Annotated in this window: 21 protein-coding genes; 11 read left to right on the forward strand and 10 right to left on the reverse strand. The window is 63.8% G+C overall.

The window, feature by feature from the left end:
* Nucleotides 1–129: 129 nt before the first annotated feature.
* From nuoG to nuoN, 8 genes are read left to right on the forward strand one after another with little or no spacing between them, the layout of a single operon-like run.
* Nucleotides 130–2844 carry an NADH-quinone oxidoreductase subunit NuoG gene (nuoG, locus tag BT179_RS07580; protein WP_072430640.1) on the forward strand — a complete coding sequence of 905 codons (2715 nt, stop codon included), beginning with the start codon at nucleotides 130–132 and terminating at the stop codon, nucleotides 2842–2844.
* Nucleotides 2841–3848 carry an NADH-quinone oxidoreductase subunit NuoH gene (gene nuoH / locus BT179_RS07585; RefSeq protein ID WP_072392820.1) on the forward strand — a complete coding sequence of 336 codons (1008 nt, stop codon included), beginning with the start codon at nucleotides 2841–2843 and terminating at the stop codon, nucleotides 3846–3848. Before nuoG ends, nuoH begins: the two co-directional genes overlap by 4 nt.
* A gap of 11 nt (nucleotides 3849–3859) precedes the next feature.
* The gene (gene nuoI / locus BT179_RS07590) at nucleotides 3860–4408 is read left to right on the forward strand and encodes an NADH-quinone oxidoreductase subunit NuoI (protein ID WP_072392816.1); all 549 of its coding nucleotides are present in this window, start codon (nucleotides 3860–3862) and stop codon (nucleotides 4406–4408) included.
* A 9-nt stretch (nucleotides 4409–4417) separates the two neighbouring features.
* Nucleotides 4418–4918: an NADH-quinone oxidoreductase subunit J gene (nuoJ, locus tag BT179_RS07595; protein ID WP_072392813.1), complete on the forward strand. Its 501-nt coding sequence runs from the start codon at nucleotides 4418–4420 to the stop codon at nucleotides 4916–4918.
* Nucleotides 4919–4922: 4 nt separating this feature from the next.
* Nucleotides 4923–5231, forward strand: a complete 309-nt coding sequence (nuoK, locus tag BT179_RS07600) for an NADH-quinone oxidoreductase subunit NuoK (RefSeq protein ID WP_072392810.1) — start codon at nucleotides 4923–4925, stop codon at nucleotides 5229–5231.
* Entirely contained in the window at nucleotides 5228–7081 is a 1854-nt protein-coding gene (gene nuoL / locus BT179_RS07605; protein ID WP_072392807.1) for an NADH-quinone oxidoreductase subunit L, read from the forward strand. Before nuoK ends, nuoL begins: the two co-directional genes overlap by 4 nt.
* Nucleotides 7082–7120: 39 nt before the next feature.
* A complete protein-coding gene (gene nuoM, locus BT179_RS07610) occupies nucleotides 7121–8653 on the forward strand; it encodes an NADH-quinone oxidoreductase subunit M (protein WP_072392804.1) in 1533 nt (510 codons plus the stop codon).
* 7 nt (nucleotides 8654–8660) lie between these two features.
* Nucleotides 8661–10124, forward strand: a complete 1464-nt coding sequence (gene nuoN, locus BT179_RS07615) for an NADH-quinone oxidoreductase subunit NuoN (protein ID WP_072392801.1) — start codon at nucleotides 8661–8663, stop codon at nucleotides 10122–10124.
* A gap of 256 nt (nucleotides 10125–10380) precedes the next feature.
* Here nuoN and otnI read toward each other — a convergent pair whose 3' ends face one another.
* Nucleotides 10381–11163, reverse strand: a complete 783-nt coding sequence (otnI, locus tag BT179_RS07620; protein ID WP_072430641.1) for a 2-oxo-tetronate isomerase — start codon at nucleotides 11161–11163, stop codon at nucleotides 10381–10383.
* A 233-nt stretch (nucleotides 11164–11396) separates the two neighbouring features.
* On the opposite strand from otnI, the gene BT179_RS07625 reads away from it, so the two are divergent.
* Both BT179_RS07625 and BT179_RS07630 read left to right on the forward strand, forming a co-directional pair.
* Nucleotides 11397–12506 carry an NAD(P)/FAD-dependent oxidoreductase gene (locus BT179_RS07625; protein WP_072430642.1) on the forward strand — a complete coding sequence of 370 codons (1110 nt, stop codon included), beginning with the start codon at nucleotides 11397–11399 and terminating at the stop codon, nucleotides 12504–12506.
* A 236-nt stretch (nucleotides 12507–12742) separates the two neighbouring features.
* Nucleotides 12743–13219 (forward strand): hemerythrin domain-containing protein, encoded by a 477-nt coding sequence (locus BT179_RS07630; protein ID WP_072430643.1) that lies wholly within the window; start codon nucleotides 12743–12745, stop codon nucleotides 13217–13219.
* 52 nt (nucleotides 13220–13271) lie between these two features.
* Here BT179_RS07630 and BT179_RS07635 read toward each other — a convergent pair whose 3' ends face one another.
* The 7 genes from BT179_RS07635 to BT179_RS07665 form a co-directional block, all read right to left on the reverse strand.
* The gene (locus tag BT179_RS07635; protein WP_072392788.1) at nucleotides 13272–14150 is read right to left on the reverse strand and encodes a LysR family transcriptional regulator; all 879 of its coding nucleotides are present in this window, start codon (nucleotides 14148–14150) and stop codon (nucleotides 13272–13274) included.
* 247 nt (nucleotides 14151–14397) lie between these two features.
* Complete coding sequence (gene ycaC, locus BT179_RS07640; protein WP_072392785.1) at nucleotides 14398–15027, reverse strand: isochorismate family cysteine hydrolase YcaC; 630 nt, start codon at nucleotides 15025–15027, stop codon at nucleotides 14398–14400.
* Between the two features lie 142 nt (nucleotides 15028–15169).
* Nucleotides 15170–17008 carry an amidohydrolase gene (locus BT179_RS07645; RefSeq protein ID WP_072393070.1) on the reverse strand — a complete coding sequence of 613 codons (1839 nt, stop codon included), beginning with the start codon at nucleotides 17006–17008 and terminating at the stop codon, nucleotides 15170–15172.
* Between the two features lie 127 nt (nucleotides 17009–17135).
* Nucleotides 17136–17771, reverse strand: a complete 636-nt coding sequence (locus tag BT179_RS07650; protein WP_072430644.1) for an antibiotic biosynthesis monooxygenase — start codon at nucleotides 17769–17771, stop codon at nucleotides 17136–17138.
* The gene (locus BT179_RS07655) at nucleotides 17764–18177 is read right to left on the reverse strand and encodes a DoxX family protein (protein WP_072392778.1); all 414 of its coding nucleotides are present in this window, start codon (nucleotides 18175–18177) and stop codon (nucleotides 17764–17766) included. The genes BT179_RS07650 and BT179_RS07655 overlap by 8 nt, the downstream gene beginning before the upstream one ends.
* Nucleotides 18174–19121 carry a LysR family transcriptional regulator gene (locus tag BT179_RS07660; RefSeq protein WP_072392775.1) on the reverse strand — a complete coding sequence of 316 codons (948 nt, stop codon included), beginning with the start codon at nucleotides 19119–19121 and terminating at the stop codon, nucleotides 18174–18176. The genes BT179_RS07655 and BT179_RS07660 overlap by 4 nt, the downstream gene beginning before the upstream one ends.
* A 146-nt stretch (nucleotides 19122–19267) precedes the next feature.
* Nucleotides 19268–20089 (reverse strand): alpha/beta fold hydrolase, encoded by an 822-nt coding sequence (locus tag BT179_RS07665; protein WP_072430645.1) that lies wholly within the window; start codon nucleotides 20087–20089, stop codon nucleotides 19268–19270.
* A 264-nt stretch (nucleotides 20090–20353) separates the two neighbouring features.
* On the opposite strand from BT179_RS07665, the gene BT179_RS07670 reads away from it, so the two are divergent.
* Nucleotides 20354–23161 (forward strand): ATP-binding protein, encoded by a 2808-nt coding sequence (locus BT179_RS07670; protein ID WP_072430646.1) that lies wholly within the window; start codon nucleotides 20354–20356, stop codon nucleotides 23159–23161.
* On the opposite strand, the gene BT179_RS07675 is transcribed toward BT179_RS07670, so the two are convergent.
* Nucleotides 23108–24571, reverse strand: coding sequence for an ATP-binding protein (locus BT179_RS07675; RefSeq protein WP_072430647.1), 1464 nt, complete (start codon nucleotides 24569–24571; stop codon nucleotides 23108–23110). The genes BT179_RS07670 and BT179_RS07675 overlap by 54 nt on opposite strands.
* 182 nt (nucleotides 24572–24753) lie before the next feature.
* Complete coding sequence (locus tag BT179_RS07680) at nucleotides 24754–25704, reverse strand: GlxA family transcriptional regulator (protein WP_072392763.1); 951 nt, start codon at nucleotides 25702–25704, stop codon at nucleotides 24754–24756.
* Between the last annotated feature and the right edge of the window lie 235 nt (nucleotides 25705–25939).

The following is a 25939-nucleotide window of genomic DNA, read 5'->3' on the forward strand; positions in this document are numbered from 1 at the left end:
AGAAGGCGAAGGGTCCGTGCCCTTCGCCTTTTCGTCCGATGACGCCTCCTGGGCTGTTTGGACTCGGACGAACGACAAGATTCCATTAGCCACGCCCGCTGACACCGGGCCAACGAAGAACTTTGAACCATGGCCACTATCCACGTAGACGGCAAAGCGCTCGAAGTCGATGGGGCAGACAACCTGTTACAGGCATGTCTGTCGCTAGGCCTCGACATCCCTTATTTCTGCTGGCACCCCGCGCTTGGTAGCGTCGGGGCCTGCCGCCAGTGCGCAGTCAAGCAGTACACCGACGAGAACGACACCCGCGGTCGCATCGTCATGTCCTGCATGACCCCTGCCACCGACAACACCTGGATCTCCATCGACGATGAGGAATCCAAGGCGTTCCGCGCCAGTGTCGTCGAATGGCTGATGACCAACCACCCGCACGACTGCCCGGTCTGCGAGGAAGGTGGTCACTGCCACTTGCAGGACATGACCGTGATGACCGGTCACAACGAGCGCCGTTATCGCTTCAAGAAGCGCACCCACCAGAACCAGCAGCTGGGCCCGTTCATTTCCCATGAGATGAACCGTTGCATCGCCTGCTACCGCTGCGTGCGCTTCTACAAGGACTACGCCGGCGGCACCGACCTGGGCGTGTTCGGCGCCCACGACAACGTGTACTTCGGTCGCGTCGAAGACGGCACCCTGGAAAGCGAATTCTCCGGCAACCTCACCGAGGTCTGCCCGACCGGTGTGTTCACCGACAAGACCCACTCCGAGCGCTACAACCGCAAGTGGGACATGCAGTTCGCGCCAAGCATCTGCCACGGCTGCTCCAGCGGTTGCAACATCAGCCCGGGCGAACGCTACGGCGAACTGCGTCGCATCGAAAACCGCTACAACGGTTCGGTGAACCAGTACTTCCTGTGCGACCGCGGCCGTTTCGGCTACGGCTACGTCAACCGCAAGGACCGCCCTCGCCAGCCGCTGCTGGCCGACGGCACCAAGCTGAGCCTGGACGAAGCCCTGGACAAGGCCGCCGACCTGCTGCGCGGCCGCAACATCGTCGGCATCGGCTCGCCACGGGCCAGCCTGGAAAGCAACTACGCGCTGCGTGAGCTGGTCGGTACCGAACACTTCTACAGCGGTATCGAAGCCGGCGAGCTGGAACGCATCCGCCTGGTGCTGCAAGTGCTCAAGGACAGCCCGCTGCCCGTGCCGACGATGCGTGACATCGAAGACCACGACGCAGTGTTCGTCCTCGGTGAAGACCTGACCCAGACCGCGGCCCGCATGGCCCTGGCCTTGCGTCAGTCGGTCAAGGGCAAGGCCGAGGAGATGGCCGACGCCATGCGTGTCCAGCCATGGCTCGACGCTGCCGTGAAGAACATCGGCCAGCATGAGCTGAACCCCCTGTTCATCGCCAGCCTCGCCGAAACCAAGCTCGATGACGTGGCCGAGGAATGCGTCCATGCAGCTCCGGACGACCTGGCGCGCATCGGTTTCGCCGTGGCCCACGCCCTGGACGCCAGCGCCCCGGCCGTCGAAGGCCTGGACAGCGAAGCAGGCGCATTGGTACAGCGCATCGCCGACGCCCTGCTGGCGGCCAAGCGTCCGCTGGTCATCGCCGGTACCTCCCTGGGCTCCAAGGCCCTGATCGAAGCGGCCGCCAACATCGCCAAGGCCCTCAAGCTGCGGGAAAAGAACGGCTCCATCAGCCTGGTGGTGCCCGAAGCCAACAGCCTCGGCCTGGCCATGCTCGGCGGCGAGTCGGTGGACGCGGCGCTGCAAGCCGTGATCGACGGCAGCGCCGATGCCATCGTGGTGCTGGAGAACGACCTGTTCACCCGCACCGACAAGGCCAAGGTGGACGCCGCGTTGAATGCCGCGAAAGTGGTGATCGTCGCCGACCATCAGAAAACCGCCACCACCGACCGCGCCCACCTGGTGCTGCCGGCGGCGAGCTTCGCCGAAGGCGACGGGACGCTGGTCAGCCAGGAAGGTCGCGCCCAGCGTTTCTTCCAGGTCTTCGACCCGCAATACCTGGACGCCAGCATCCTGGTCCACGAGGGCTGGCGCTGGCTGCATGCCCTGCGCGCCACCCTGCTGAACCAGCCGATCGACTGGACCCAACTGGACCACGTCACGGCTGCAGTCGCATCGAGCTCCGCTCAACTGGCCGGCATCGTCGACGCCGCACCGTCCGCCTCGTTCCGCATCAAGGGCTTGAAGCTGGCCCGTGAACCGCTGCGTTATTCCGGCCGCACCGCGATGCGCGCCAACATCAGCGTCCACGAACCGCGCACCCCGCAGGACAAGGACACCGCGTTCGCCTTCTCGATGGAAGGTTACTCGGGCTCGGCCGAACCGCGCTCGCAAGTGCCGTTCGCCTGGTCGCCGGGCTGGAACTCGCCCCAGGCCTGGAACAAGTTCCAGGACGAGGTCGGTGGTCACCTGCGTGCCGGCGATCCGGGCACTCGCCTGATCGAAAGCCAGGGCGATGGCCTGGGCTGGTTCGCCAATGTACCGCGCGCTTTCAATCCGGCCCCGGGCACCTGGCAGGTCGTACCGTTCCATCACCTGTTCGGCAGCGAAGAGAACTCTTCCAAGGCCGCTCCGGTACAGGAACGCATCCCGGCCGCCTACGTGTCTCTGGCCAAATCGGAGGCTGATCGCCTGGGCGTCAACGACGGCGCCCTGCTGAGCCTGAACGTCGCTGGCCAGACCTTGCGCCTGCCGCTGCGTATCAATGAGCAACTGGGCGCCGGCCTGGTGGCCCTGCCGGCCGGCCTGGCGGGTATCCCACCGGCGGTGTTCGGCAAGACCGTCGATGGTCTGCAGGAGGCAGCGCAATGAGCTGGTTCACCCCTGAAGTGATCGAAGTGATCCTGACAGTCCTCAAGGCCATCGTGATCCTGCTGGCCGTGGTGGTCTGCGGGGCACTGCTGAGCTTCGTCGAACGTCGCCTGCTGGGCTGGTGGCAGGACCGCTACGGTCCGAACCGCGTCGGCCCGTTCGGCATGTTCCAGATCGCCGCCGACATGGTCAAAATGTTCTTCAAGGAAGACTGGACGCCACCGTTCGCCGACAAGGTGATCTTCACCCTGGCACCGGTGGTGGCCATGAGCGCCTTGCTGATCGCCTTCGCGATCATCCCGATCACCCCGACCTGGGGCGTGGCGGACCTGAACATCGGCCTGCTGTTCTTCTTCGCCATGGCCGGCCTTTCGGTGTATGCGGTGCTGTTCGCCGGTTGGTCGAGCAACAACAAGTTCGCCCTGCTGGGCAGCCTGCGTGCTTCGGCCCAGACCGTGTCCTACGAAGTGTTCATGGGTCTGGCGCTGATGGGCGTCGTGGTCCAGGCCGGTTCGTTCAACATGCGCGACATCGTCGAGTACCAGGCGCAGAACCTGTGGTTCATCATTCCGCAGTTCTTCGGCTTCTGTACGTTCTTCGTCGCTGGCGTGGCCGTGACTCACCGTCACCCCTTCGACCAGCCGGAAGCGGAACAGGAACTGGCCGATGGTTACCACATCGAATACGCCGGCATGAAATGGGGCATGTTCTTCGTCGGTGAATACATCGGCATCGTCCTGATCTCGGCACTGCTGGTCACGCTGTTCTTCGGCGGCTGGCATGGTCCGTTCGGCATCCTGCCGCAACTGTCCTTCGTGTGGTTCGCCCTGAAGACCGCGTTCTTCATCATGCTGTTCGTCCTGCTGCGCGCCTCGATCCCGCGCCCACGCTACGACCAGGTGATGGACTTCAGCTGGAAATTCTGCCTGCCACTGACCCTGATCAATTTGCTGGTGACCGCTGCGATCGTGTTGTTGAACACGCCTGCGGCCGCGGTTCAGTGAGGATTTGACCCATGTTCAAATATATTGGCGACATCGTTAAGGGTACCGGTACCCAACTGCGGAGCCTGGTCATGATCTTCGGCCATGGCTTCCGCAAGCGCGACACCCTGCAATACCCCGAAGAAGCGGTCTACCTGGCACCTCGCTACCGTGGCCGCATCGTCCTGACCCGCGACCCCGACGGCGAGGAACGCTGCGTGGCCTGCAACCTGTGCGCCGTGGCTTGCCCGGTAGGCTGCATCTCGCTGCAGAAAGCCGAGACCGAAGACGGTCGCTGGTACCCGGACTTCTTCCGCATCAACTTCTCGCGTTGCATCTTCTGCGGCCTTTGCGAAGAAGCCTGCCCGACCACCGCGATCCAGCTCACGCCGGATTTCGAAATGGCCGACTTCAAACGTCAGGACCTGGTGTACGAGAAAGAAGACCTGCTGATTTCCGGTCCCGGTAAAAACCCTGATTACAACTTCTATCGTGTTGCAGGTATGGCCATTGCCGGTAAGCCGAAAGGTGCCGCGCAGAACGAAGCCGAGCCGATCAACGTGAAGAGCTTGCTGCCTTAAGGAAGAAAGATGGAATTCGCTTTCTATTTCGCATCGGGTATCGCGGTGGTGTCCACGCTTCGAGTGGTCACCAACACCAACCCCGTGCACGCCCTGCTCTACCTGATCATTTCGCTCATCGCCGTGGCCATGACGTTCTTCAGCCTCGGCGCACCGTTCGCCGGTGCCCTGGAAGTGATCGCCTACGCCGGCGCCATCATGGTGCTTTTCGTGTTCGTGGTGATGATGCTGAACCTGGGCCCTGCCTCGGTCCAGCAGGAGCGCTCCTGGCTCAAGCCGGGCATCTGGGCCGGGCCGGTGATCCTCGCCGCCCTGCTGCTGGGTGAACTGCTGTATGTGCTGTTCGCTCACCAGAGCGGCCAGGCCATCGGTCAAACCACCGTGGACGCCAAGGCCGTGGGCATCAGCCTGTTCGGCCCGTACCTGCTGGTGGTCGAACTCGCCTCGATGCTGCTGCTCGCCGCAGCCGTCACGGCGTTCCATTTGGGCCGTAACGAGGCGAAGGAGTAATCACATGCCTGCTATCCCTCTCGAGCATGGTCTGGCGGTTGCCGGCATCCTGTTCTGTCTCGGTCTGGTCGGCCTGATGGTCCGCCGCAACATTCTGTTCGTGCTGATGAGCCTGGAGGTCATGATGAATGCCTCCGCCCTGGCCTTCATCGTCGCGGGCGCTCGCTGGGCGCAACCGGATGGACAAGTCATGTTCATCCTGGTGATCAGCCTGGCAGCCGCCGAGGCCAGTATCGGCCTGGCGATTCTGCTGCAGCTGCATCGCCGCTTCCACACTCTCGATATCGACGCTGCCAGCGAGATGCGCGGATGAACCTACTCTTCCTGACTTTCGTATTCCCCCTCATCGGCTTCCTGCTGCTGTCGTTCTCGCGGGGCCGCTTCTCGGAAAACCTCTCGGCATTGATCGGCGTCGGTTCCATCGGCCTGTCCGCCATCGTCACGGCCTACGTGATCTGGCAGTTCAACGTCGCCCCGCCGCAAGGTGGCGCGTACGCGCAGGTGCTGTGGCAGTGGATGGCGGTGGAAGGCTTCACGCCGAGCTTCACCCTGTATCTGGACGGCCTGTCGGTGACCATGCTCGGCGTGGTGGTCGGCGTGGGTTTCCTGATCCACCTGTTCGCTTCCTGGTACATGCGCGGTGAAGCCGGTTACTCGCGTTTCTTCGCCTACACCAACCTGTTCATCGCCAGCATGCTGTTCCTGGTGCTCGGCGATAACCTGCTGTTCGTGTACTTCGGCTGGGAAGGCGTGGGCCTGTGCTCGTACCTGTTGATCGGTTTCTACTACAGCAACCGCAACAACGGCAACGCGGCGCTGAAGGCATTCATCGTGACCCGGATCGGCGACGTGTTCATGGCCATCGGCCTGTTCATCCTGTTCCAGCAGCTGGGCACGCTGAACATCCAGGAACTGCTGGTCCGTGCTCCCGAGCACTTCAAGGCCGGCGACTTCTGGATCGTCCTGGCGACCCTGATGCTGCTCGGTGGTGCCGTCGGCAAATCCGCACAGCTGCCGCTGCAGACCTGGCTGGCGGACGCGATGGCCGGCCCTACCCCGGTCTCGGCCCTGATCCACGCGGCAACCATGGTGACCGCGGGCGTGTACCTGATCGCCCGTACCCACGGCCTGTTCGCCCTGGCGCCGGACATCCTGCACCTGGTGGGCATCGTCGGCGGCGTGACCCTGGTGCTGGCCGGTTTCGCCGCCCTGGTGCAGACCGACATCAAGCGGATCCTCGCCTACTCCACCATGAGCCAGATCGGCTACATGTTCCTGGCCCTGGGTGTCGGTGCCTGGGAAGGCGCGATCTTCCACCTGATGACCCACGCGTTCTTCAAGGCCCTGCTGTTCCTGGCCTCCGGTGCGGTGATCGTTGCCTGCCACCACGAGCAGAACATCTTCAAGATGGGCGGCCTGTGGAAAAAACTGCCACTGGCCTACGCCAGCTTCATCGTCGGTGGCGCGGCCCTGGCGGCCCTGCCACTGGTGACCGCCGGCTTCTACTCCAAGGACGAAATCCTCTGGGAAGCGTTCGCCAGCGGCAACCAGGGGCTGCTCTACGCAGGCCTGGTGGGTGCGTTCATGACCTCGCTGTACACCTTCCGCCTGATCTTCATCGCGTTCCATGGTGAAGCCAAGACCGAAGCCCACGCCGGCCACGGCATCGCCCACTGGCTGCCGCTGTCGGTACTGATCGTGCTGTCGACTTTCGTCGGCGCCCTGATCACCCCACCGCTTGCCGGCGTGCTGCCACAAAGCGTCGGCCATGCAGGCGGCGAAGCCAAGCACAGCCTGGAAATCGCCTCGGGCGCCATCGCCCTGGCGGGTATCCTGCTGTCCGCCCTCTTGTTCCTGGGCAAGCGTCGCTTCGTGACCGCGATCGCCAACAGCGGCCTCGGCCGTGTCCTTTCGGCCTGGTGGTTCGCTGCCTGGGGCTTCGACTGGATCTACGACAAACTGTTCGTCAAGCCATACCTTGCGATCAGCCACATTCTGCGCAAAGACCCGCTCGACCAGACCATTGGCCTGATCCCGCGCATGGCCAAGGGCGGCCACACCGCCCTGAGCCGTACCGAGACCGGTCAACTGCGTTGGTATGCGGCTTCCATGGCGGCTGGCGCCGTGCTGGTTATCGGCGCCATCGTGCTGGTAGCGGTCTGATATGAACCTTGCGAACTTGCGAAAGGAAACGAGCCCGTCATGATTCTGCCCTGGCTAATCCTGATCCCTTTTATCGGCGGCCTGCTGTGCTGGATGGCGGAGCGTTCCAGCTCCACCCTCCCGCGCTGGATCGCGCTGCTGACCATGTCCCTGGAACTCGCGCTCGGCCTCTGGCTGTGGGCGACCGGCGACTATTCATTCGCTCCGGCCCCCGGCGCCGATCCGACCTGGGCGCTTGAATTCAAGCACCTGTGGATCGAGCGCTTCGGCATCAGCGTGCACCTGGCCCTCGACGGCCTGTCGCTGCTGATGATCCTGCTGACCGGCCTGCTGGGTATCCTCTCGGTGCTCTGCTCCTGGAAAGAGATCCAGCGCCATGTGGGCTTCTTCCACCTGAACCTGATGTGGATCCTGGGCGGCGTCGTCGGCGTGTTCCTCGCGCTGGACCTGTTCATGTTCTTCTTCTTCTGGGAAATGATGCTGGTGCCGATGTACTTCCTCATCGCGCTCTGGGGTCATAGCTCGGCGGACGGCAAGAAAACCCGGATCTACGCGGCGACCAAGTTCTTCATCTTCACCCAGGCTTCCGGCCTGATCATGCTGGTGGCGATCCTCGGTCTGGTGCTGGTCAACTTCAACAACACCGGCGTGATCACCTTCAACTACGCCGACCTGTTGAAAGTGCAGATGTCGCGCACCACCGAGTACGTGCTGATGCTGGGCTTCTTCATCGCCTTCGCGGTGAAGCTGCCGGTGGTACCGTTGCACTCCTGGCTGCCGGATGCCCACGCCCAGGCACCGACCGCAGGTTCCGTGGACCTGGCGGGTATCCTGCTCAAGACGGCGGCCTATGGCCTGCTGCGCTTCGCGTTGCCGATGTTCCCCAACGCCTCGGCCGAGTTCGCGCCGATCGCGATGACCCTCGGCCTGATCGGGATCTTCTACGGTGCGTTCCTGGCCTTCGCCCAGACCGACATCAAGCGCCTGATCGCCTTCTCCAGCGTCTCGCACATGGGCTTCGTGCTGATCGGTATCTATTCCGGCAGCCAGCTGGCCCTGCAGGGCGCGGTGATCCAGATGCTGGCCCACGGCCTGTCCGCGGCGGCGCTGTTTATCCTCAGCGGCCAGTTGTACGAGCGCCTGCACACCCGGGATATGCGTGAAATGGGTGGCCTGTGGTCGCGCATCGCCTACCTGCCGGCCATCAGCCTGTTCTTCGCGGCCGCTTCCCTGGGCCTGCCGGGTACCGGCAACTTCGTCGGCGAGTTCCTGATCCTGATCGGCACCTTCGTCAGTTCGCCGTGGATCATCGCCATCGCCACCTCCGGCCTGGTGTTCGGTTCGGTCTACTCGCTGATCATGATCCACCGCGCCTACTTCGGCCCGTCCAGGTCGGACGAAGTGCTGCGCGGCATGGACGGTCGCGAACTGATCATGGTGCTTGGCCTTGCGGTGTTGCTGATTTACCTCGGCGTCTACCCGCAACCGTTCCTCGACACCTCTGCCGCCACGATGCATGGCGTGCAGCAGTGGCTCGGCACCGCCTTCTCTCAACTCGCTTCGGCCCGGTAAGAGCGCTATGGAATTCACGATTCAACACTTTATCGCGCTTGCGCCGCTGTTGATCACCAGCGCCACGATCCTCGTGGTGATGCTGGCGATCGCCTGGCGCCGCAATCACTCCCAGACCTTCCTGCTGTCGGTGGCGGGGCTGAACCTGGCCTTGCTGTCGATCCTGCCGGCCCTGAAAGTCGCCCCGCTGACGGTCACCCCGCTGTTGCAGATCGACAGCTTCGCCTGCCTGTACATGGCGCTGATCCTGGTCGCCACCCTGGCCTGTGTCACCCTCGCCCACGCCTACCTGGGCGATGGCGGTTCGGGCTACCCGGGCAACCGCGAAGAGCTGTACCTGCTGATCCTCATGGCCGCCGCCGGTGGCCTGGTCCTGGTCAGCGCCCAGCACCTGGCCAGCCTGTTCATCGGCCTGGAGCTGCTGTCGGTGCCTGTGTACGGCCTGGTGGCCTATGCCTTCTTCAACAAGCGCTCCCTGGAAGCCGGCATCAAGTACATGGTGCTGTCGGCGGCCGGCTCTGCGTTCCTGTTGTTCGGCATGGCCCTGCTCTACGCCGAAGCCGGCACCTTGAGCTTCGTCGGTATCGGCCAGGCCCTGGCGGCCACCGGCCTGCCCAGCCCGGTCGCGCAACTGGGCCTGGGCATGATGCTGATCGGCCTGGCGTTCAAGCTGTCGCTGGTGCCCTTCCACCTCTGGACCCCGGACGTCTACGAAGGCGCCCCGGCCCCGGTGGCGGCGTTTCTGGCCACAGCTTCCAAGGTGGCGGTGTTCGCCGTGATGGTGCGTCTGTTCCAGATCTCTCCGGTGGCCAGCAGTGGCGTCATGAGCAACGTGCTGACCATCATTGCCATCGCCTCGATCCTGTTCGGTAACCTGCTGGCCCTGACCCAGAGCAACCTCAAGCGTCTGCTGGGTTACTCGTCCATCGCCCACTTCGGCTACCTGCTGATCGCCCTGATCGCCAGCAAAGGCCTGGCCGTGGAAGCCATTGGCGTGTACCTGGTCACCTACGTGATCACCAGCCTTGGCGCGTTCGGCGTGATCACCCTGATGTCCTCGCCGTACAACGGCCGCGACGCCGACGCCCTGTACGAATACCGCGGCCTGTTCTGGCGCCGTCCGTACCTGACCGCCGTGCTCACCGTGATGATGCTGTCCCTGGCCGGTATCCCGCTGACCGCCGGCTTCATCGGCAAGTTCTACATCATCGCCACCGGCGTCGAGGCTCACCAATGGTGGCTGGTCGGCTCCCTGGTGCTGGGCAGTGCCATCGGCGTGTTCTACTACCTGCGCGTCATGGTCACCCTGTACCTGATGGAACCGAACCTGCGTCGTCACGATGCCGAGTTGCACTGGGAACAGAAGGCAGGCGGCGTGATGCTGCTGGCCATCGCCGTATTGGCGTTCTTCCTCGGCGTCTACCCACAGCCATTGCTGACCCTGGTTCAGCAGGCGGGCCTGACGGGCTGATCGCGAATGCTGTTCGCTTGAAGAAAAACCGTATCGCGAGATACGGTTTTTTTATGCCCGAGAAAAGCGTCGTTCGGCTTTACGCCTCGTCCGCCTACCGCGGTTTCGCGGCCAAGTGCACCACTACCACGGCCCTGCCCTTCCAGTCACCGGGCACAGACCGCTGCCACCGCCAAGGTTGCTCCAGGTGTGATCTGGCGCAGTGATCGGTCATTGGAATCAGTCCGCCATGGCGAGCAGGCGCGCTCCACAAGCGTCAGCGTGCCTTCCAGTCCCGCAGCCACTGCAGACCCACCGAAGTATCGCCGCGCGGCCGATATTCGCATCCGACCCAGCCGTCATAGCCCAACTCATCCAGCAGCTCGAACACAAAGGGATAATTGACTTCTCCAAGGTCCGGCTCGTGGCGGTCCGGCACGCCGGCAATCTGGACATGGCCGATGCGGTTGAAGTCGCGCCGCAGTTTGCTCGCCAGGTCACCTTCGACAATCTGGCAGTGGTAGCAGTCGAACTGGACCTTGAGGTTGTCGGCCCCCACTTCCCGGCAGATGGCCTGGGCCTGGTCCTGGCGATTCAGGAAAAAGCCAGGCATGTCCCGGGTATTGATCGGTTCGAGCAGCACAGTGATCCCGGCTTTCGCGGCCTGGGCCGTGGCATGGGCGAGGTTCTCCAGATACACCGCGTGATATCGCGCCCGCTCGGCTTCGGACGGGAGCACGCCGGCCATGACATGAATCCTGGAGTTGCCCAGTACCGCGGCATAATCCAGGGCACGCTCGAAACCCTCGCGAAATTCCTGCTCACGTCCCGGCAACGACACGATCCCCCGCTCCCCCGCGGCCCAATCCCCGGGTGGCGCGTTGAACAGCACCTGGACAAGGCCGTTGTCATCGAGCCTCTGCTTGAGCACCTGAGGGGTGTGGTCATAGGGGAACAGGTACTCGACAGCCGAAAAACCATCGGCCGCCGCAGCCGCGAAACGCTCCAGGAAATCATGTTGCGGGTACAGCATGCTGAGGTTGGCTGCAAAACGAGGCATCGGGGATTCTCCGTGGACAAGGTCAGACAAAAGGCCCGATCGGCAAGTCGATCGCCTAGGGTACGTACGGGCAACGTAGGGAACGCGCGGCCCAAATGCGCAGCCCGTACGCCTCGTTGAGTCCGGCCAGTTTAATCACATCCATGTTTTCGTCACCTCCACGCTTCCCCCCTTCCCCGGGCGAGGCTACCCTGAACGCGCTCAGGTCTTTCCCTATTGAAGGAGAATCGAGGTTGCGTGTGGATATCCAATGCGTAGTGGCAGGCGCAGGGGTCGTCGGCCTGGCCGTGGCGCGGGAGATGGCCCGCGCCGGCCATGAAGTGCTGGTGATCGAATCCGGTGCCGCCGTCGGCATGGGCATCAGCTCGCGAAACTCCGAGGTCATTCATGCCGGCATCTACTACCCGCCGGGCAGCCTCAAGGCGCAGTTGTGTGTCGAAGGTCGACACCGGCTGTACGCTTATTGTGAAAGCCATGGCGTGGCCACCCGACGCCTCGGCAAATTGATCGTCGCCAGAGACCAGGCGCAATTGGCCGGCCTCCAGACACTGCTCGAACGCGGGCTGGCCAATGGGGTGGACGACTTGCGCCTGCTCGACCGGACGCAGGCACTGGCCCTGGAACCGGCGCTGGCCTGTGTCGCCGCGCTGTACTCGCCCTCCACCGGCATCGTGGATTCCCATGGCCTGATGCTGGCGTTGCAGGGCGATGCCCAAGCGGCCGGGGCGGACGTTGCGTTCCATTCACCGCTACTTGGGGTTCGCATCGAAGCCGGGCATTTCACCCTGGAGGTAGGCGGCTCGGCACAGATGAGCCTGTCCTGTCGCCTGCTGATCAATGCCACCGGCTTGCACGCGCCTGCCCTTGCCCGGCGCATGGAAGGCTTGCCAGCGCAGACGGTGCCCGATGACTACCTGTGCAAGGGCAACTACTTCAGCCTTGCCGGGCGCGCGCCGTTCCGCCACTTGATCTACCCGGCTCCGCAAGCCGCCGGCCTGGGTACCCACATGACCCTGGACATGGCGGGCCAGGCCCGCTTCGGCCCTGACGTGGAATGGGTCGACCACGAGGACTACCGGGTCGATCCGGCCCGGGCCGAGGTTTTTTATCCGGCGATTCGCGATTACTGGCCAGGCCTGCCGGACCAGAGCCTGCAACCGGCCTACAGCGGTATCCGCCCGAAAATTTCCGCTCCCGGCGAACCTGCCCGGGACTTCCTCATCAGCAGCGAGGCCGAGCACGGGGTACCGGGCCTGATCAACCTGTTCGGTATCGAATCGCCAGGGCTGACTTCCTGCCTGGCCATTGCCGCCAAGGTTCGGCACCTGCTCGAAACGCCTTAGCGAATCGGGCCACCCACCCGATCAGGCAGGGAGCGATTGGCGGACAGCGCAAAGTGCAAGGTGCTTTTCCCCGCTTCATGCAGGCTGCACGACGCTGAAATCCAGATCAAATACAACCCACTGTTTTTAAAGGCTTTTCAAGAGATCAACGACTGGCACGCCCCATGCAATCCTCCTGTAACGCGGCGTCGACGCTTGAAGTCGGCCCGCAACCGTGAATTGCCGAGGAGCTGTATATGAACGCCATCGATCTGTTGAAAGCCGACCATGAGCGCGTCAAGGGCATTCTTGCCCAACTGAGCGAGTCCACCGAACGCGGCGTCAAGAAGCGCACCGACCTGTTGGCGAAGCTGGAGATGGAAATCACCATCCACACCCGGCTGGAAGAAGAAATCCTGTATCCCGCTTACAAACAGGCCGGGGGCAAGGAAGAGGTGGAGATGTACTACGAGGCCAAGGAGGAACACCGCACCGTCGACTCCCTGGTGTTGCCGGACCTGAAAGCCACCGATCCTTCCAAGCCGGAATTCGCGGGACGGGTGAAAGTGGTCAAGGAACTGCTTGAACACCACATCGAAGAAGAAGAGAAGGAAATGTTCCCTCAGGCCAAGAAACTGCTGGGCAAAGCCAAGCTGGATGCCTTGGGTGAGCAGATGGAAACCCTGAAAGCGCAATACAAGAAAGAAATGAGCAGCGCCAACCTCGCTGCCTGACCGGCCACGAATGCTTCAGCCGTCGCCTGGACGGCTGAACGCGTTCGCTCGATCACTGCATGTATTCGCGCAGGAAGTCCACCAGCGCCTGCACCGGGCGCGAGCTCTGCCGATGTTGCGGATACACCGCCGACAGCGCCAGGGGCGCGGTCTCGAAGCCTTCGAGAACCTGGACCAATCGTCCATCCTTCAGCGCATCCCCCAGAATGAACGTCGGCAGGTAGGTGATACCCATGCCGGCGATAGCGGCGTCCCTGAGTAGATCGCCATTATTGGCCCGCATGCGCCCAGCCACCTCCAGCACCTGCGGCTTGCCGCCCGCCGCGAATCGCCACTGGACCTGCCGGCTGTGGCCATATGGCAGGCAGTCATGCCCGCGCAGGTCTTCGGGTCGCGTGGGTGTGCCGCGCCGGGCCAGGTACGCCGGGCTGGCGCAATAGACCCGTTCGATGGTAGCGATGCGCCGCGCGATCAGGGTCGAGTCTTCCAGCTCTCCGATCCGCAGCGCGAGGTCATAGCCCTCCCCTAACAGGTCCACGGAACGATCGCTCAGGTCCACCTCCACGCTGACTTCCCCGTAACGCTGCAGAAACAGCGGCAGCAGGCTGCCCAGGTGCGCCACGGCGAACGACAGCGGCGCGCTCAGGCGCAGGGTGCCGCGAGGCTCGCTGGTCTGGCCGCTGATGCCCTGCTCCACCTGTTCGATTTCACCGAGCAGGCGCAGGGCCGCTTCGTAATAACGCTGGCCCAGGGGCGTGACATCCAGGCGCCGCGTCGAGCGATTGAGCAGCCTGACACCGAGCCGCTGTTCCAGGGCCATGAGCTTGCGGCTGACGAACTGCTTGGACAGCCCCAGCTTGTCCGCCGCTGCCGTGAAACTGCCTGACTCCATGACCTGGGCAAAGATGCGCATTTCTTCGAAAGGATTCATTGCTCTCCAAGTAGACGGAAGATTTTTGCCGAACACGAACTGTGGCGAGGGGATTTATCCCCGCTGGGCTGCGCAGCAGACCCCGCATTTAGTTCAAGGAACATTCTGACACAACCGGTTGGCCGGCTTTTGGGGCAGCTGCGCACCCCCACGGGGATCAATCCCCTGGCCACAGGCAATATAGGCCAGATAGCCAGACAAAAAGATGCCCGCACATTGGCGGGCACCTGTTCAGCCTGGAAACGACTTACCTGGCGGTCTGCGCCGCGTAGCTGTTCATCAGGTTACGGTAGTTCGGAATGCGCTGGGACAGCAGGTTGCCCAGGCCTTCGATGTCGTTGCGCCAGTCGCGGTGCAGCTCACAGGCGACCGAGAACCAGTTCATCAACTGCGCACCGGCGGCGCTCATGCGGGCCCAGGAGGCTTGCTGCACGGTTTCGTTGAAGGTGCCCGAAGCATCGGTCACGACGAACACGTCGAAGCCTTCGGCCAGGGCCGACAGTGTCGGGAACGCCACGCAGACGTCGGTCACCACGCCGGCAATGATCAACTGCTTGCGACCGGTGGCCTTGATCGCCTTGACGAAGTCTTCGTTGTCCCAGGCATTGATCTGGCCTGGACGCGGGATGTACGGCGCATCCGGGAACATTTCCTTGAGTTCCGGCACCAGCGGACCGTTGGGGCCCTGTTCGAAACTGGTGGTCAGGATGGTCGGCAGGCCGAAGAACTTCGCTAGGTCGCCCAGGGCCAGGACGTTGTTCTTGAACTCGTTGGGCGAGAAGTCCTGGACCAGGGAAATCAGGCCGGTCTGGTGATCGACCAGCAGGACGACTGCATCATCTTTGTTCAGGCGGTTGTAGACAGGGGCGTTGCTCATGGGATGACTCCTTTGGATGGATGATGACGAAAACCTGTGGGAGCGAGCCTGCTCGCCAAAGCGGTGTATCAGCTTGCGGCGATGCCGGAGGATCCGACGTCTTCGCGAGCAGGCTCGCTCCCACAGGGAAAGTGGTTGTTAGTCAAAAGGCGAAGCAGGAGCAGCCGAACGCGCCCCAGAAGCCTTGGAAATCGCTGACCGGGACGTTCGACAGCCGCGCGCGTTCATGGCTGTGGGAATGCACCGCGCAAGGGCCACTGCACTGGTGGACCTGCGCCTGCAGCGGCGAGGTCGGCCGCCAGTGGCCGGGCACCTTGACCACCGGCGACCAGTCCGGCAGCACCGGGACGCTGGCAGGGCCGAGTTTTTCGAAATCGCCGGCGGCATACACCACCTTGCCGTCGACCACCGTCAACACCGACTCGATCCACTTGATGGCCTCTTCCTCGACGCTGAAGAAGTCCGCGCTCAATGCCGCCAGGTCCGCCAGTTGGCCGACCTTGATCTGGCCTTTCTTGCCTTGCTCCGATGAGAACCAGGCGCTGCCATGGGTGAACAGCTCCAGCGCGGTCAGGCGCGGCAGCCCTTGCTCGTGCAAGGCCAGGCCGCCCACCGTGCGACCGCTGACCATCCAGTACAGCGAGGTCCAGGGGTTGTAGCTGGAGACGCGCGTGGCGTCGGTGCCTGCGCCTACCGGCACGCCTTCGGCCAGCATGCGCTTGATCGGCGGCGTGGCTTCGGCGGCCTTGGCACCGTAGCGGTCGACGAAATATTCACCCTGGAACGCCATGCGGTCCTGGATCGCAATGCCACCACCCAGCGCCCGGACGCGCTCGATGTTCTTCGGCGTGATGGTCTCGGCATGGTCGAAGAACCACGGCAGGCCGTTGAACGGGATGTCGCGGTTGACCTTCTCGAACACATCGAGCATGCGGCTGATGGATTCGTCATAGGTGGCATGCAGGCGGAACGGCCAGCGTTGCTCCACCAGATGGCGCACCACCGGTTCCAGGTCCTGCTCCATGCCGGGCGGCAGGTCCGGGCGCGGCTCCAGGAAGTCTTCGAAGTCCGCCGCCGAGAACACCAGCATTTCGCCGGCGCCGTTATGCCGCAGGAAGTCATCACCCTGGTGCAGCTTGACGCTGCCGGTCCAGTTCTTGAAGTCGGTGAGTTCTTCCTTGGGTTTCTGGGTGAACAGGTTGTAGGCGATGCGCACCGTCAACTGCTGCTCACGGGCCAGCTGTTCGATGACCGCGTAATCGTCCGGGTAGTTCTGGAAGCCACCGCCGGCGTCGATGGCACTGGTCAGCCCCAGGCGATTGAGTTCACGCATGAACTGGCGGGTGGAGTTGACCTGGTACTCCAGGGGCAGCTTCGGACCCTTGGCCAGGGTCGAATAGAGGATCATCGCGTTGGGGCGCGCCACCAGCATGCCGGTGGGTTCGCCCTTGCTGTCGCGGACGATCTCGCCGCCCGGGGGGTTCGGCGTGTCACGGGTATAGCCGGCTACCCGCAGCGCAGCGCGGTTGAGCAAGGCACGATCGTACAGGTGCAGGACGAACACCGGGGTGTCGGGCGCAGCCTGGTTGAGCTCTTCCAGGGTGGGCATGCGCTTTTCGGCGAACTGGAACTCGTTCCAGCCCCCCACGACCCGCACCCATTGCGGCGTCGGTGTGCGGTCGGCCTGGTCCTTGAGCATGCGCAGGGCATCGGCCAGGGACGGCACGCCTTCCCAGCGCAGTTCCAGGTTGTAGTTCAGGCCACCGCGGATCAGGTGCAGGTGCGAGTCATTGAGCCCGGGAATGACCGTGCGTCCCTTGAGGTCGATGACCTGGGTAGCGCTGCCGCGCAGGGCCATGGCCTCGGCGTCGGTGCCCACCGCGACGAATTTGCCCTGGCTGATGGCGACCGCACTGGCGCGGGGCTTTTCACGGTCGACGGTATGGAACTGGCCATTGAACAGAATCAGATCGGCACTCATCGGATTTCCTTTTGAATGTGAAGAAGCGAAGGACAGGCCCGGCCAGAAAGCCGCCGCGGCGCTGAGTAGGGATCCGGCGGCCAGCAACTGGCGGCGCAGTGGATCGCGTGGATCTTGTGGATCGTCGTTATTGGCCATCGTCGGGCTCCAGGTGTTCGAGGTTGGACGCCTCCAGCCAGGGCGCGAACAACCGGGTCGCCATGGGCATGCATACGTACACCACCGAGAGCACGATGGTCAGGGTGATCAGGAACGTGGCGACGACATAGTTGGAGAGAAATGCATGGAGTTGCAGCAGCGGCCCCCACAGCAGCGGCACCAGCAAGGTGTGCGGCAGGATGACCAGCAGCGTCACCACGGCCTGTTTCCAACGGGGCGGTGGCGCGGCGGCATCCGCCAACGGGGCGAACCAGAACTCCTTGTGAGGCGCCACTTCGGTCTGGTCACCGTCGGCCAGCAAGGGCTTGGCTTGCGCCACCAGCTCACTGCGCTCGGACGATTCCAGCCAGCGCTGCATGGCCTCGGTGGAGCAGAAACGCAGCACGCAGGTGAACAGCGACAACCCGCCCTGCCGGCCCCGGACCACATCGACGCCCAGGTGCCCCGGCCATCCACCGGCCACCCGCACGATGCGCCTGAGCCAGGTCTCATAGGCAGCCTCCTGGCCGGCCTTGATCCGGTGCTTGACCACCAGGGTCACGATTTCATCGAAGCCGGGCCGGGCGTGGCTGGCGACGGGTTCGACGGTTTGGGATTCAGACATGACGAAACACTCCGGCAAAGCGCGCGTTCAGCGCCAGGCGCCCAGGCCCGGCAATGAACACGCTGGTAAAGATGATCAGCAGGAGCCAGCCGAATTGCCCTTCTTCGAGGCTCCATTGGGGATGCACCAACAGCAGCGCAACAGCCAGCAAAAACAGGATCGGCAGACAGGCCAGGCGCACCAGCACACCGATGGCGATCAGCAGCGGACACAGCACTTCGGCCAGGATCGCCAACACCAGGGTCGGCGCCGCGCCCAGGTGGAACGGGTCTTCGATGCGGGTCAACTCGGCGCTGTAGTGCAGCAGCTTCGGCAGCCCATGGACCCACAGCAGGAACAGCGCCCCGCTCAGGCGCAGGAACAGCAATCCCCAGTCCTGCAGCGAGCGTTCGTCGGCCAGGTTCATCGCTGGGTTCCTTGTGCGGTCGCCGGCGCATCCACCGGCAGCGACTGGGACATGTGCGTGGCGATGCGCGAGCGCAGCCAGCGCTCGGCCGGATCGTTGTCATGCACGCCGCTCCAGACCATGGACAGCTCGGCGGCATTGATCTGGAACGGCGGATCCTCGGCCCGCAGCCCGCAGCCTTCCACCAAGGCGCAGGCCGCGTAGTCGGGCACGGTGGCGATCAGTTCGGTGCCGGCCAGCAACGCCCGCAGACCGCTGAACTGCGGCACAGCCAGCACGACCTTGCGCGTCCGGCCGATGCGGGCCAGGTCCAGGTCGATGTTGCCGCTCAGGTCCCCCGAGAACGACACCATCGCGTGGGGCCGCGAGCAGTATTCGTCCAGGGTCAGCGGCCCGGGGCGCTTGTCACCGCGCAAGACCTTGCAGGGAATGTCCCGCAGTTTCTTGCGCTTGGCATTGGCCGGCAGGTCGGTGGTGTAGCTGACACCGACGCTGATTTCACCGCTGGCCAGCAGCGACGACATCAACAGGAAATTGGCGCGCCGGACCACCACGATGATGCCCGGCGCCTCCTCCCGGAGCTGGCTGAGCAGCGGCGGAAACAGGCCGAACTCGGCGTCGTCCGACAAACCGATGCGGAACACGTCGCAACTGGTGGAAGGATCGAAGGCCTTGGCCCGGCTGACCGCGCCGGAAATGGTGTCCATGGCCGGTTGCAGTTCCTTGAGGATGGCCAGGGCCCGGGGTGTCGGCTCCATGCCGCGACCGTTGCGGATCAACAGCGGATCGTCGAACAGATCCCGCAGCCGCCCAAGCGCCGCGCTCACCGCCGGCTGGCCCATGAACAGCTTTTCGGCGACGCGGGTCAGGTTCTTCTCGAACATCAACGCCTCGAAGATCACCAACAGGTTCATGTCGAGGCGGCGTAAATCGTTGCGGTTCATGGGTATCAGTCCTGTCGAATACCGATCCTGTGAGAGCGATCCTGCTCGCGATAGGCGAATGTCAGTCGGCGGCGATGTTGACTGTTGCGCCGCCATCGTCGGAACGCCGCCCGGAGCAAGCTCGCTCCCACAGGTGTGTGGCTTGATCAGCCCTGGATGAACGCCAGCAAGTCCGCGTTCAGTCGGTCCTTGTGGGTATCGGTCAGGCCGTGGGGCGCGCCGGGGTAGACCAGCAGTTGGGCGTTGGCGAGCAGTTTCGCGGCCGCGATACCGGCGGTTTCGATCGGCACCACCTGGTCGTCATCGCCATGGACCACCAGCGTCGGTACATCGATCTTGAGCAGGTCCTCGGTGAAATCCGTCTCGGAGAAGGCCTTGATGCAGTCATAGGCATTCTTGTGCCCGGCGAGCATGCCCTGCATCCAGAACCAGTCGATCATGCCCTGGGATACCTTGGCACCCGGCCGGTTGGCGCCGAAGAATGCGCTGGCCACATCCTTGTAGAGCTGAGAACGGTCGGCCAGGGAGGCCTGGCGGAAACCGTCGAACACCTCGACCGGCAAGCCACCCGGGTTGGCCGGGGTACGGAGCATCAACGGCGGCACGGCCGAGATCAGCCCGGCCTTGGCAACGCGGGCGGCGCCATGACGGCCGATGTAGCGCGCCACTTCGCCACCGCCCGTGGAGAAACCGAGCAGCACGGCTTGCTTGAGGTCCAGACGCTCGATCAGCTCGGCCAGGTCGTCGGCATAGGTGTCCATGTCGTTGCCGTCCCAGGGCTGGCTGGAGCGTCCGTGTCCACGGCGGTCATGGGCAATCACCCGATAGCCGTTGGACGCCAGGAACACCATCTGCGCCTCCCAACTGTCGGAGTTCAACGGCCAGCCGTGGCTGAAGACTACCGGCTGCCCACTGCCCCAATCCTTGTAGTAGATCTCGGTGCCATCGCGGGTGATGAAGGTGCTCATGACATGCTTCCTTGAGGTGGATAGATGGACAGATGGTCCAGCCATCGGCGTCATGGGCGTGAGTTAAACGTTGTTAATTTTTCCGAAGACGGCGTGTTGAAAGCCCGAATGGCGATGCCTGGTGGTGCGCCCAGAGCGCTCTCGCGCCAAGGGTCCCGCTGTTGGAAAGCTGGAGCCAGAGCCTCTTGGCCGTTGCACTTGCAACCAAACCTGAGGAATATGCTCGGGTAAATCCATGCACCGAGACACCCTATTGAGCGCAACATGAGCCACGACCTCGACCTGCCCGTCGAACAGACCGTGCATTTCGGCCCCTACCACGTCCATCCCCGCCAGCGCCTGGTGCTGGAGGCTGGCCAGCCGCTGCGCCTGGGGCGGCGGGCGGTGGAGATCCTGCTGGTGTTGCTCGAACACGCCGGCCAAGTGGTCAGCAAACAACAGCTGATCGCCCGTGTCTGGCCCAGGAGCGTGGTGGAAGACACCAACCTGCGGGTGCACGTCGCGGCATTGCGCAAGGCCCTGGGCGACGGCCAGGCCGGCCAGCGCTACATCGTCACCGTGGCGCAACGTGGCTACAGTTTCGTGGCACCGATCTCCTTCGAACCGTTCGAGCGCCAGGTGCCCATTCCCCATCCGTCATCGACCCATAACCTGCCACTGCCGCGCAACCGGATGATCGGACGCCAGGCGATCCTGGAAAACCTGGTGGCCCAACTGCCGCGCAAACGCTTCATCACCCTGGTGGGCACGGGGGGCATCGGCAAGACCACCGTCGCCCTGCGCGTCGCCGAACGGTTGATCGGTCACTACCGCGACGGCACGTACCTGCTCGACCTGGCGTCCCTCAACGACCCGGCCATGATCGCGCCGAACCTGTGCGCACTGCTGGAGCTACCGCCTTACGGGGGGGAGGCGCTGGATGTCATCGTGCGCCAGTTCAAGGAGCGGCACCTGCTGCTGGTGATCGACAATTGCGAGCACCTGATCGACGCCGTCGCGCAGTTCTGCGAAACCCTGCTGCGCGGTGCGCCGCATCTGCATATCCTGGCCACCAGTCGCGAAGACCTGCGTGCCGAAGGTGAATATGTGCAACGCCTGGACGCCCTGGCCTTCCCGCCCCGGGAGATGCCCATCGAGGGCTACCCCGCCTTGCAATACCCGGCGTTGCAACTGTTCGCCGAGCGAGCGATGGCCAGCCTGGAGAGTTTCGAGCTGACCGACCGGGAGGTTCCCCTCGTCGTCGATATCTGCCAGCGACTGGACGGCATTCCCCTGGCCATCGAGCTGGCCGCCGCCCAGATCGGCCGCTTCGGGCTCGACGCCCTGCACAGGCAACTCCAGGACAGTGTCGCCCTCCTCCATCAGGACCGCGAGAGCGGCGCCCCCCGCCAGCAGACCCTGCGCGCCACGCTGGACTGGAGCTTCGCACTGCTGACGCCCTGCGAGCAGACCTGCCTGCGACGGCTGGCGGTGTTCATGGGCAGTTTCAACCTGGCGTCGGCTGCCGCCGTGATCATTGGCCCCCATGTCGCGCCGGATCAGGTGCTGGTGTCCATCAGCCAGTTGGTCGCCAAGTCGCTGCTCAACGTCGAGCTTGGCGACGAAGAAGTGCGCTATCGCCTGTTGGACACGACCCGCAGTTATGCCTTGGAAAAACTGGCCGAGGCCGCGGAGCTCTCCGCCAGCCAGGCTCGCCATGCGGAGCGCTGCCTGGCGTTGATGGAGCAGGCCGAGAAGGATTGGGAAAACACCCCCACCCGCCTCTGGATCGCCCGCTACGCCGACTATCGCGACGACATCCGCGCCGCGCTTGACCGTGGCCTGGCCCCCCAGGGCGCACACGCGGTCGCCATTCGCCTGACCGCCCGGACGCTGCCCCTCTGGCAGGAATTGTCGCTGCTCAAGGAACATGGCCTTTACGTCAACAAGGCCTTGGCATTGCTCCGGGCGAGCCCAATGCCCTGCCCAAGGCTCACCCTCGCCCTGGAACTGGCCCGCGGCAGTTTCAGCTATCACACCGAAGGCGGCACACCCGCGACCATCGACGCATTCATCACCGCCCGACAGCTGGCACAGCAGTGCCAGGACCTGACCAGCGAGCTGCGGGCGGTGTCGGGCCACATGGCCGTCAACCTCAGCTGTGGTCACTATCGGCAAGCCCTGGAGCAGAGCGAGGATTTCGACCGGCTGGGCATGCATGACCCTATCCTGTCCCTGAGCACCCAGCGCCTGCGGGTGCTGGCGCTGCATTTCGACGGAAACCAGGATGCCGCCCGGCACGACGCCGAGCAGGTGCTCCAGCGCCTGGCCCAGAGCGGCCACCTCAGCCGCTTCACCCACGGCTTCGGCGTGCAATACGACCAGAGCGTCGCCGCGTTGACCATGCTTGCGCGGATTCTCTGGTTGCAAGGTTTCGCCGAGAAAGCCCGGCGCACCGCCAGCCTCGCGTTGCAAATCGCCTTGCAGATCAACCATGGCACCTCGATCTGCTACACCCTGGCCCTGGCCGGTTGCGTGATCGAGCACTACAACGGCGATCCGGCAAGCGCCCGGGAGCGGCTCCAGATGTTGCGGCACCAGGCCAAGAAGCATTCGGTGATGCTGTTTCACGGCTGGGCGGACCGCTACGCCGACGCCTTCGAGGGTGTTCCCGTACAGGCGGGCCTGGCCGCGACCGGTCTGATCCAGGATATCGTCGTCACCCTGCGGGCCGACCAGGTATGCCCGGACCAGGTCGAACGGGCCCATGACGGTACCGCAGGCTGGTGCACGGCGGAAATCCTGCGGGCCGGCGCGCAGGCCTTGCTGGCGCAGGAGGACCCTGCGATGGAAAAACGGGCCGAAGTACAACTGCAAGCAGCTTTGAAGGTGGCTCGCGAGCAGCATGCCCTGGCCTGGGAGCTGCGCAGCGCCATGTCCCTGGCCCGGCTATGGCTGCGCCAGGGTCAGGAGCAGGCGGCGCGCAACCTGCTCGAACCGGTTTATCGCCGTTTCAGCGAGGGTTTCGAGACACCGGATCTAGTGCAGGCCGATGCGTTGCTCAAAGCCATGTCTCGGCGGCATGGGCCTTGAATGGGGGGCCCAGGCCTCCTGCAACACGTACCGCCGGTGGTAGTGATGCCACTGCCCGCCGCGCTGCAGTTTTTCCAGGGCATAGGCGCGGGTGGTGTGAAGCAGGAAGAAACGACCCTCTTCGCCACACCGATCGCGCATCACCAGGGACTGTTTCACCAACTGCGACAACAGTGATACCACTTGCGCCGCCTCCAGCTCCGGACAACTGATCACCGCCAGCGCCGCCTCCAGGGTGAAGGGGCCTTCGAACACCGCCAAGCGCAGAAGCACTGCCTGCCCAGCCGCTCCCAGGTGCTCAAAACTCCAATCCAGCGAGGCTTCCAGGCTGCGGTGGCGAGCCAGCGCGGTGCGCCGGCCATGGCTCAGCAGCGCCAGCCCGTCGTCCAGTTGTTCCAGCACCCCCGCTACGCCCAATACGCCCACCTGGGCCGCAGCCAACTCCAGGGCCAGGGGCAAGCCATCGAGACGTTGGCCTATCCGTGCGAGGCTCCTCCGTTCCCGGTCATTCGGCCTGAACCCTTGCAGGCGGGCGCCAATCCGGTCAACCAGCAATTGCACCGCCGGACAGGCCAATAGCGCCTGTTCGACCTCGCGGTCATCGGTCACCGCCAGGCCCGACAGCTGCACGACATGTTCATCGGCGAGGTCCAGGCATTCGCGACTGCTCACCAGCACCGACACATCGGGGGCAACCGCGCGCAGTTTCAAGACCAGTTCCCGGCAGCCATCGAGCAATCGATCGCAGCCGTCGAGCACCAACAGCATCCGACAGGGCTTCAATTGCCATTCAAGGGATTCGGGCGCCAGGCCCAGGGTTCGGGCGACACACCCTCGTACCTGGCCCGGATCCGTAAGCGCGTCCAGGTCCACGAACCAGACGCCGTCATGGAGATGCCCCAGCAACAGCTCTGCCACCCGCAATGCCACGGTGGTCTTGCCGACGCCGCCCGGCCCGGTCACGGTGGTCAGGCCGTGGCGTGGTATTTCGGCCAACAACTGCCCCAGCACCCTGTCTCGACCGAGCACCGGGCTCAGGCGCGCAGGCAGGTTGTGCCGTTCTATCCGTGACGCTGAAACCGGCGAGGGAGCAAAGCAATAGCCTTGCCCGGGATCGTTGCGGATGTACCGACACGCGCCCGTCCCATCGCGAAAGGCCCGGCGCAGCGCCGCGATATGCACCCGCAGGTTGATGTCTTCCACGACACTGTCTGGCCAGACCCGTGCAATGAGGGTCTGTTTGTCGACATAGGTGCCGGCATGCTCCACCAGGACCTGGAGGATGTCCAAGGCTCGCCCCCCCAGCGCCAGGGACCTGCCCTCGCAGGTGACCAGTCGCTGCTGCGGGTGGAAGGTGAACGGGCCGAAGCTCACCGTCGGTTCGGTATCCGGTTTGACGAAGTTGTTCATGGGCGATCCAGCGCCAGACAACCGGTGCAGGCAGGCGTTACGACTCGACAACACGTCTGCCCCGGCTCAAGCGCATCCTTTACCAAGGGTTCGCCGGTTATCTTGGCAGCCGTGGGCGACAGGACAATGCTGGCACAGGACGCATCACGGACATCACGATGCCCTGGACGGACACCGCAGGCTCAACTGAATTGCTGGCGATACTGCACCGGGGTCAGGCCGAGCTTTTCGCTGAACTGGGAGCGCATGTGTCGCACACTGCCGAAACCGCTGCGAAAAGCCACGGTCTTGAGGGGCAAGTCGCTGGTTTCCAGCAACTGGCGCGCCCGGTCGATGCGCGCGCCCTGCAGGAACTCCATGGGGGTCATCTTCACGTCCCGGGCAAACACCCGGGCGAAATGCCGGGGACTCATGGCGGCCAGCTCGGCCATGCGCTCAACGGTAAAAGGCTCGTCCAGGTGCTCGATCACATGGTTCTGCACCCGGGTAATGGCCGACTCCTGTGTCGCCACTGCCGCCACCAACGGGCTGAACTGCGCTTGCCCGCCCTGTCGCTTCATCACCACCAGCAAGACCTTGGCCACATCCAGCGCCACTTTGCGCCCGTAGTCCTGGGCGACGATGAACAACGCCAGGTCGATACCCGCGGTGACCCCACCGGACGTCATCAAGCGCCGGTCCTGCAGGAAAATCCTGTCGGTTTCCACCAGGGCCTTGGGGAAACGCTGGACCAGGCGCTCGGTGTAGTGCCAGTGGGTGGTGACGCGATAGCCGTCGAGCAATCCCGCCTCGCCCAGCACAAAGGCCCCGGTGCAAATGGAGCCATAGCGGGTGGCCCGTTGCGCCGCGGCTTTCAACCAGGTCTGCAACCCCGGATGCTGCTGGTTGTAGGCGCCCGGCCCACCGGGTACCAGCAACACGTCATACGCCGCCCAGGCCTGGTCGATGTGGATATCGGCCTGAACTGTCACCCCGTTTGACGCCCGCAGCGCACCGCGCTCGGTTCCCAGGGTGAGCAATTGGTAACGCTGGTCTGGTTCAAGATAACGGTTGGCGATGGAAAACACTTCAAGCGGCCCGGCCATATCGAGCAGCAGAAAGTCCGGGAACAGCACCATTGCAACGGTTTTCATCAGAAAGACGCCAAAAAAATCAAAAGAAACAATAGGTTCCATCGTCCGGCAGCAGTAGCAGGAACAACAGACCCTGCGCATTATGGCCAAGCGAAGCGCCCGTTGGCGAGCCTGAACAATTGTCCACTCCAAGGCGACAGTCTTTCGTTTTTCATCTACTTATTGAATCACCGACTAACCATTAATCTTTCCCTGAACCCGGCGAACGGCCACGACCGCCCCGCCCACTGAATCA

The sequence above is a fragment of the Pseudomonas sp. NFACC43 genome (assembly GCF_900119645.1).
In the GTDB taxonomy this organism is placed as follows: Bacteria; Pseudomonadota; Gammaproteobacteria; order Pseudomonadales; family Pseudomonadaceae; genus Aquipseudomonas.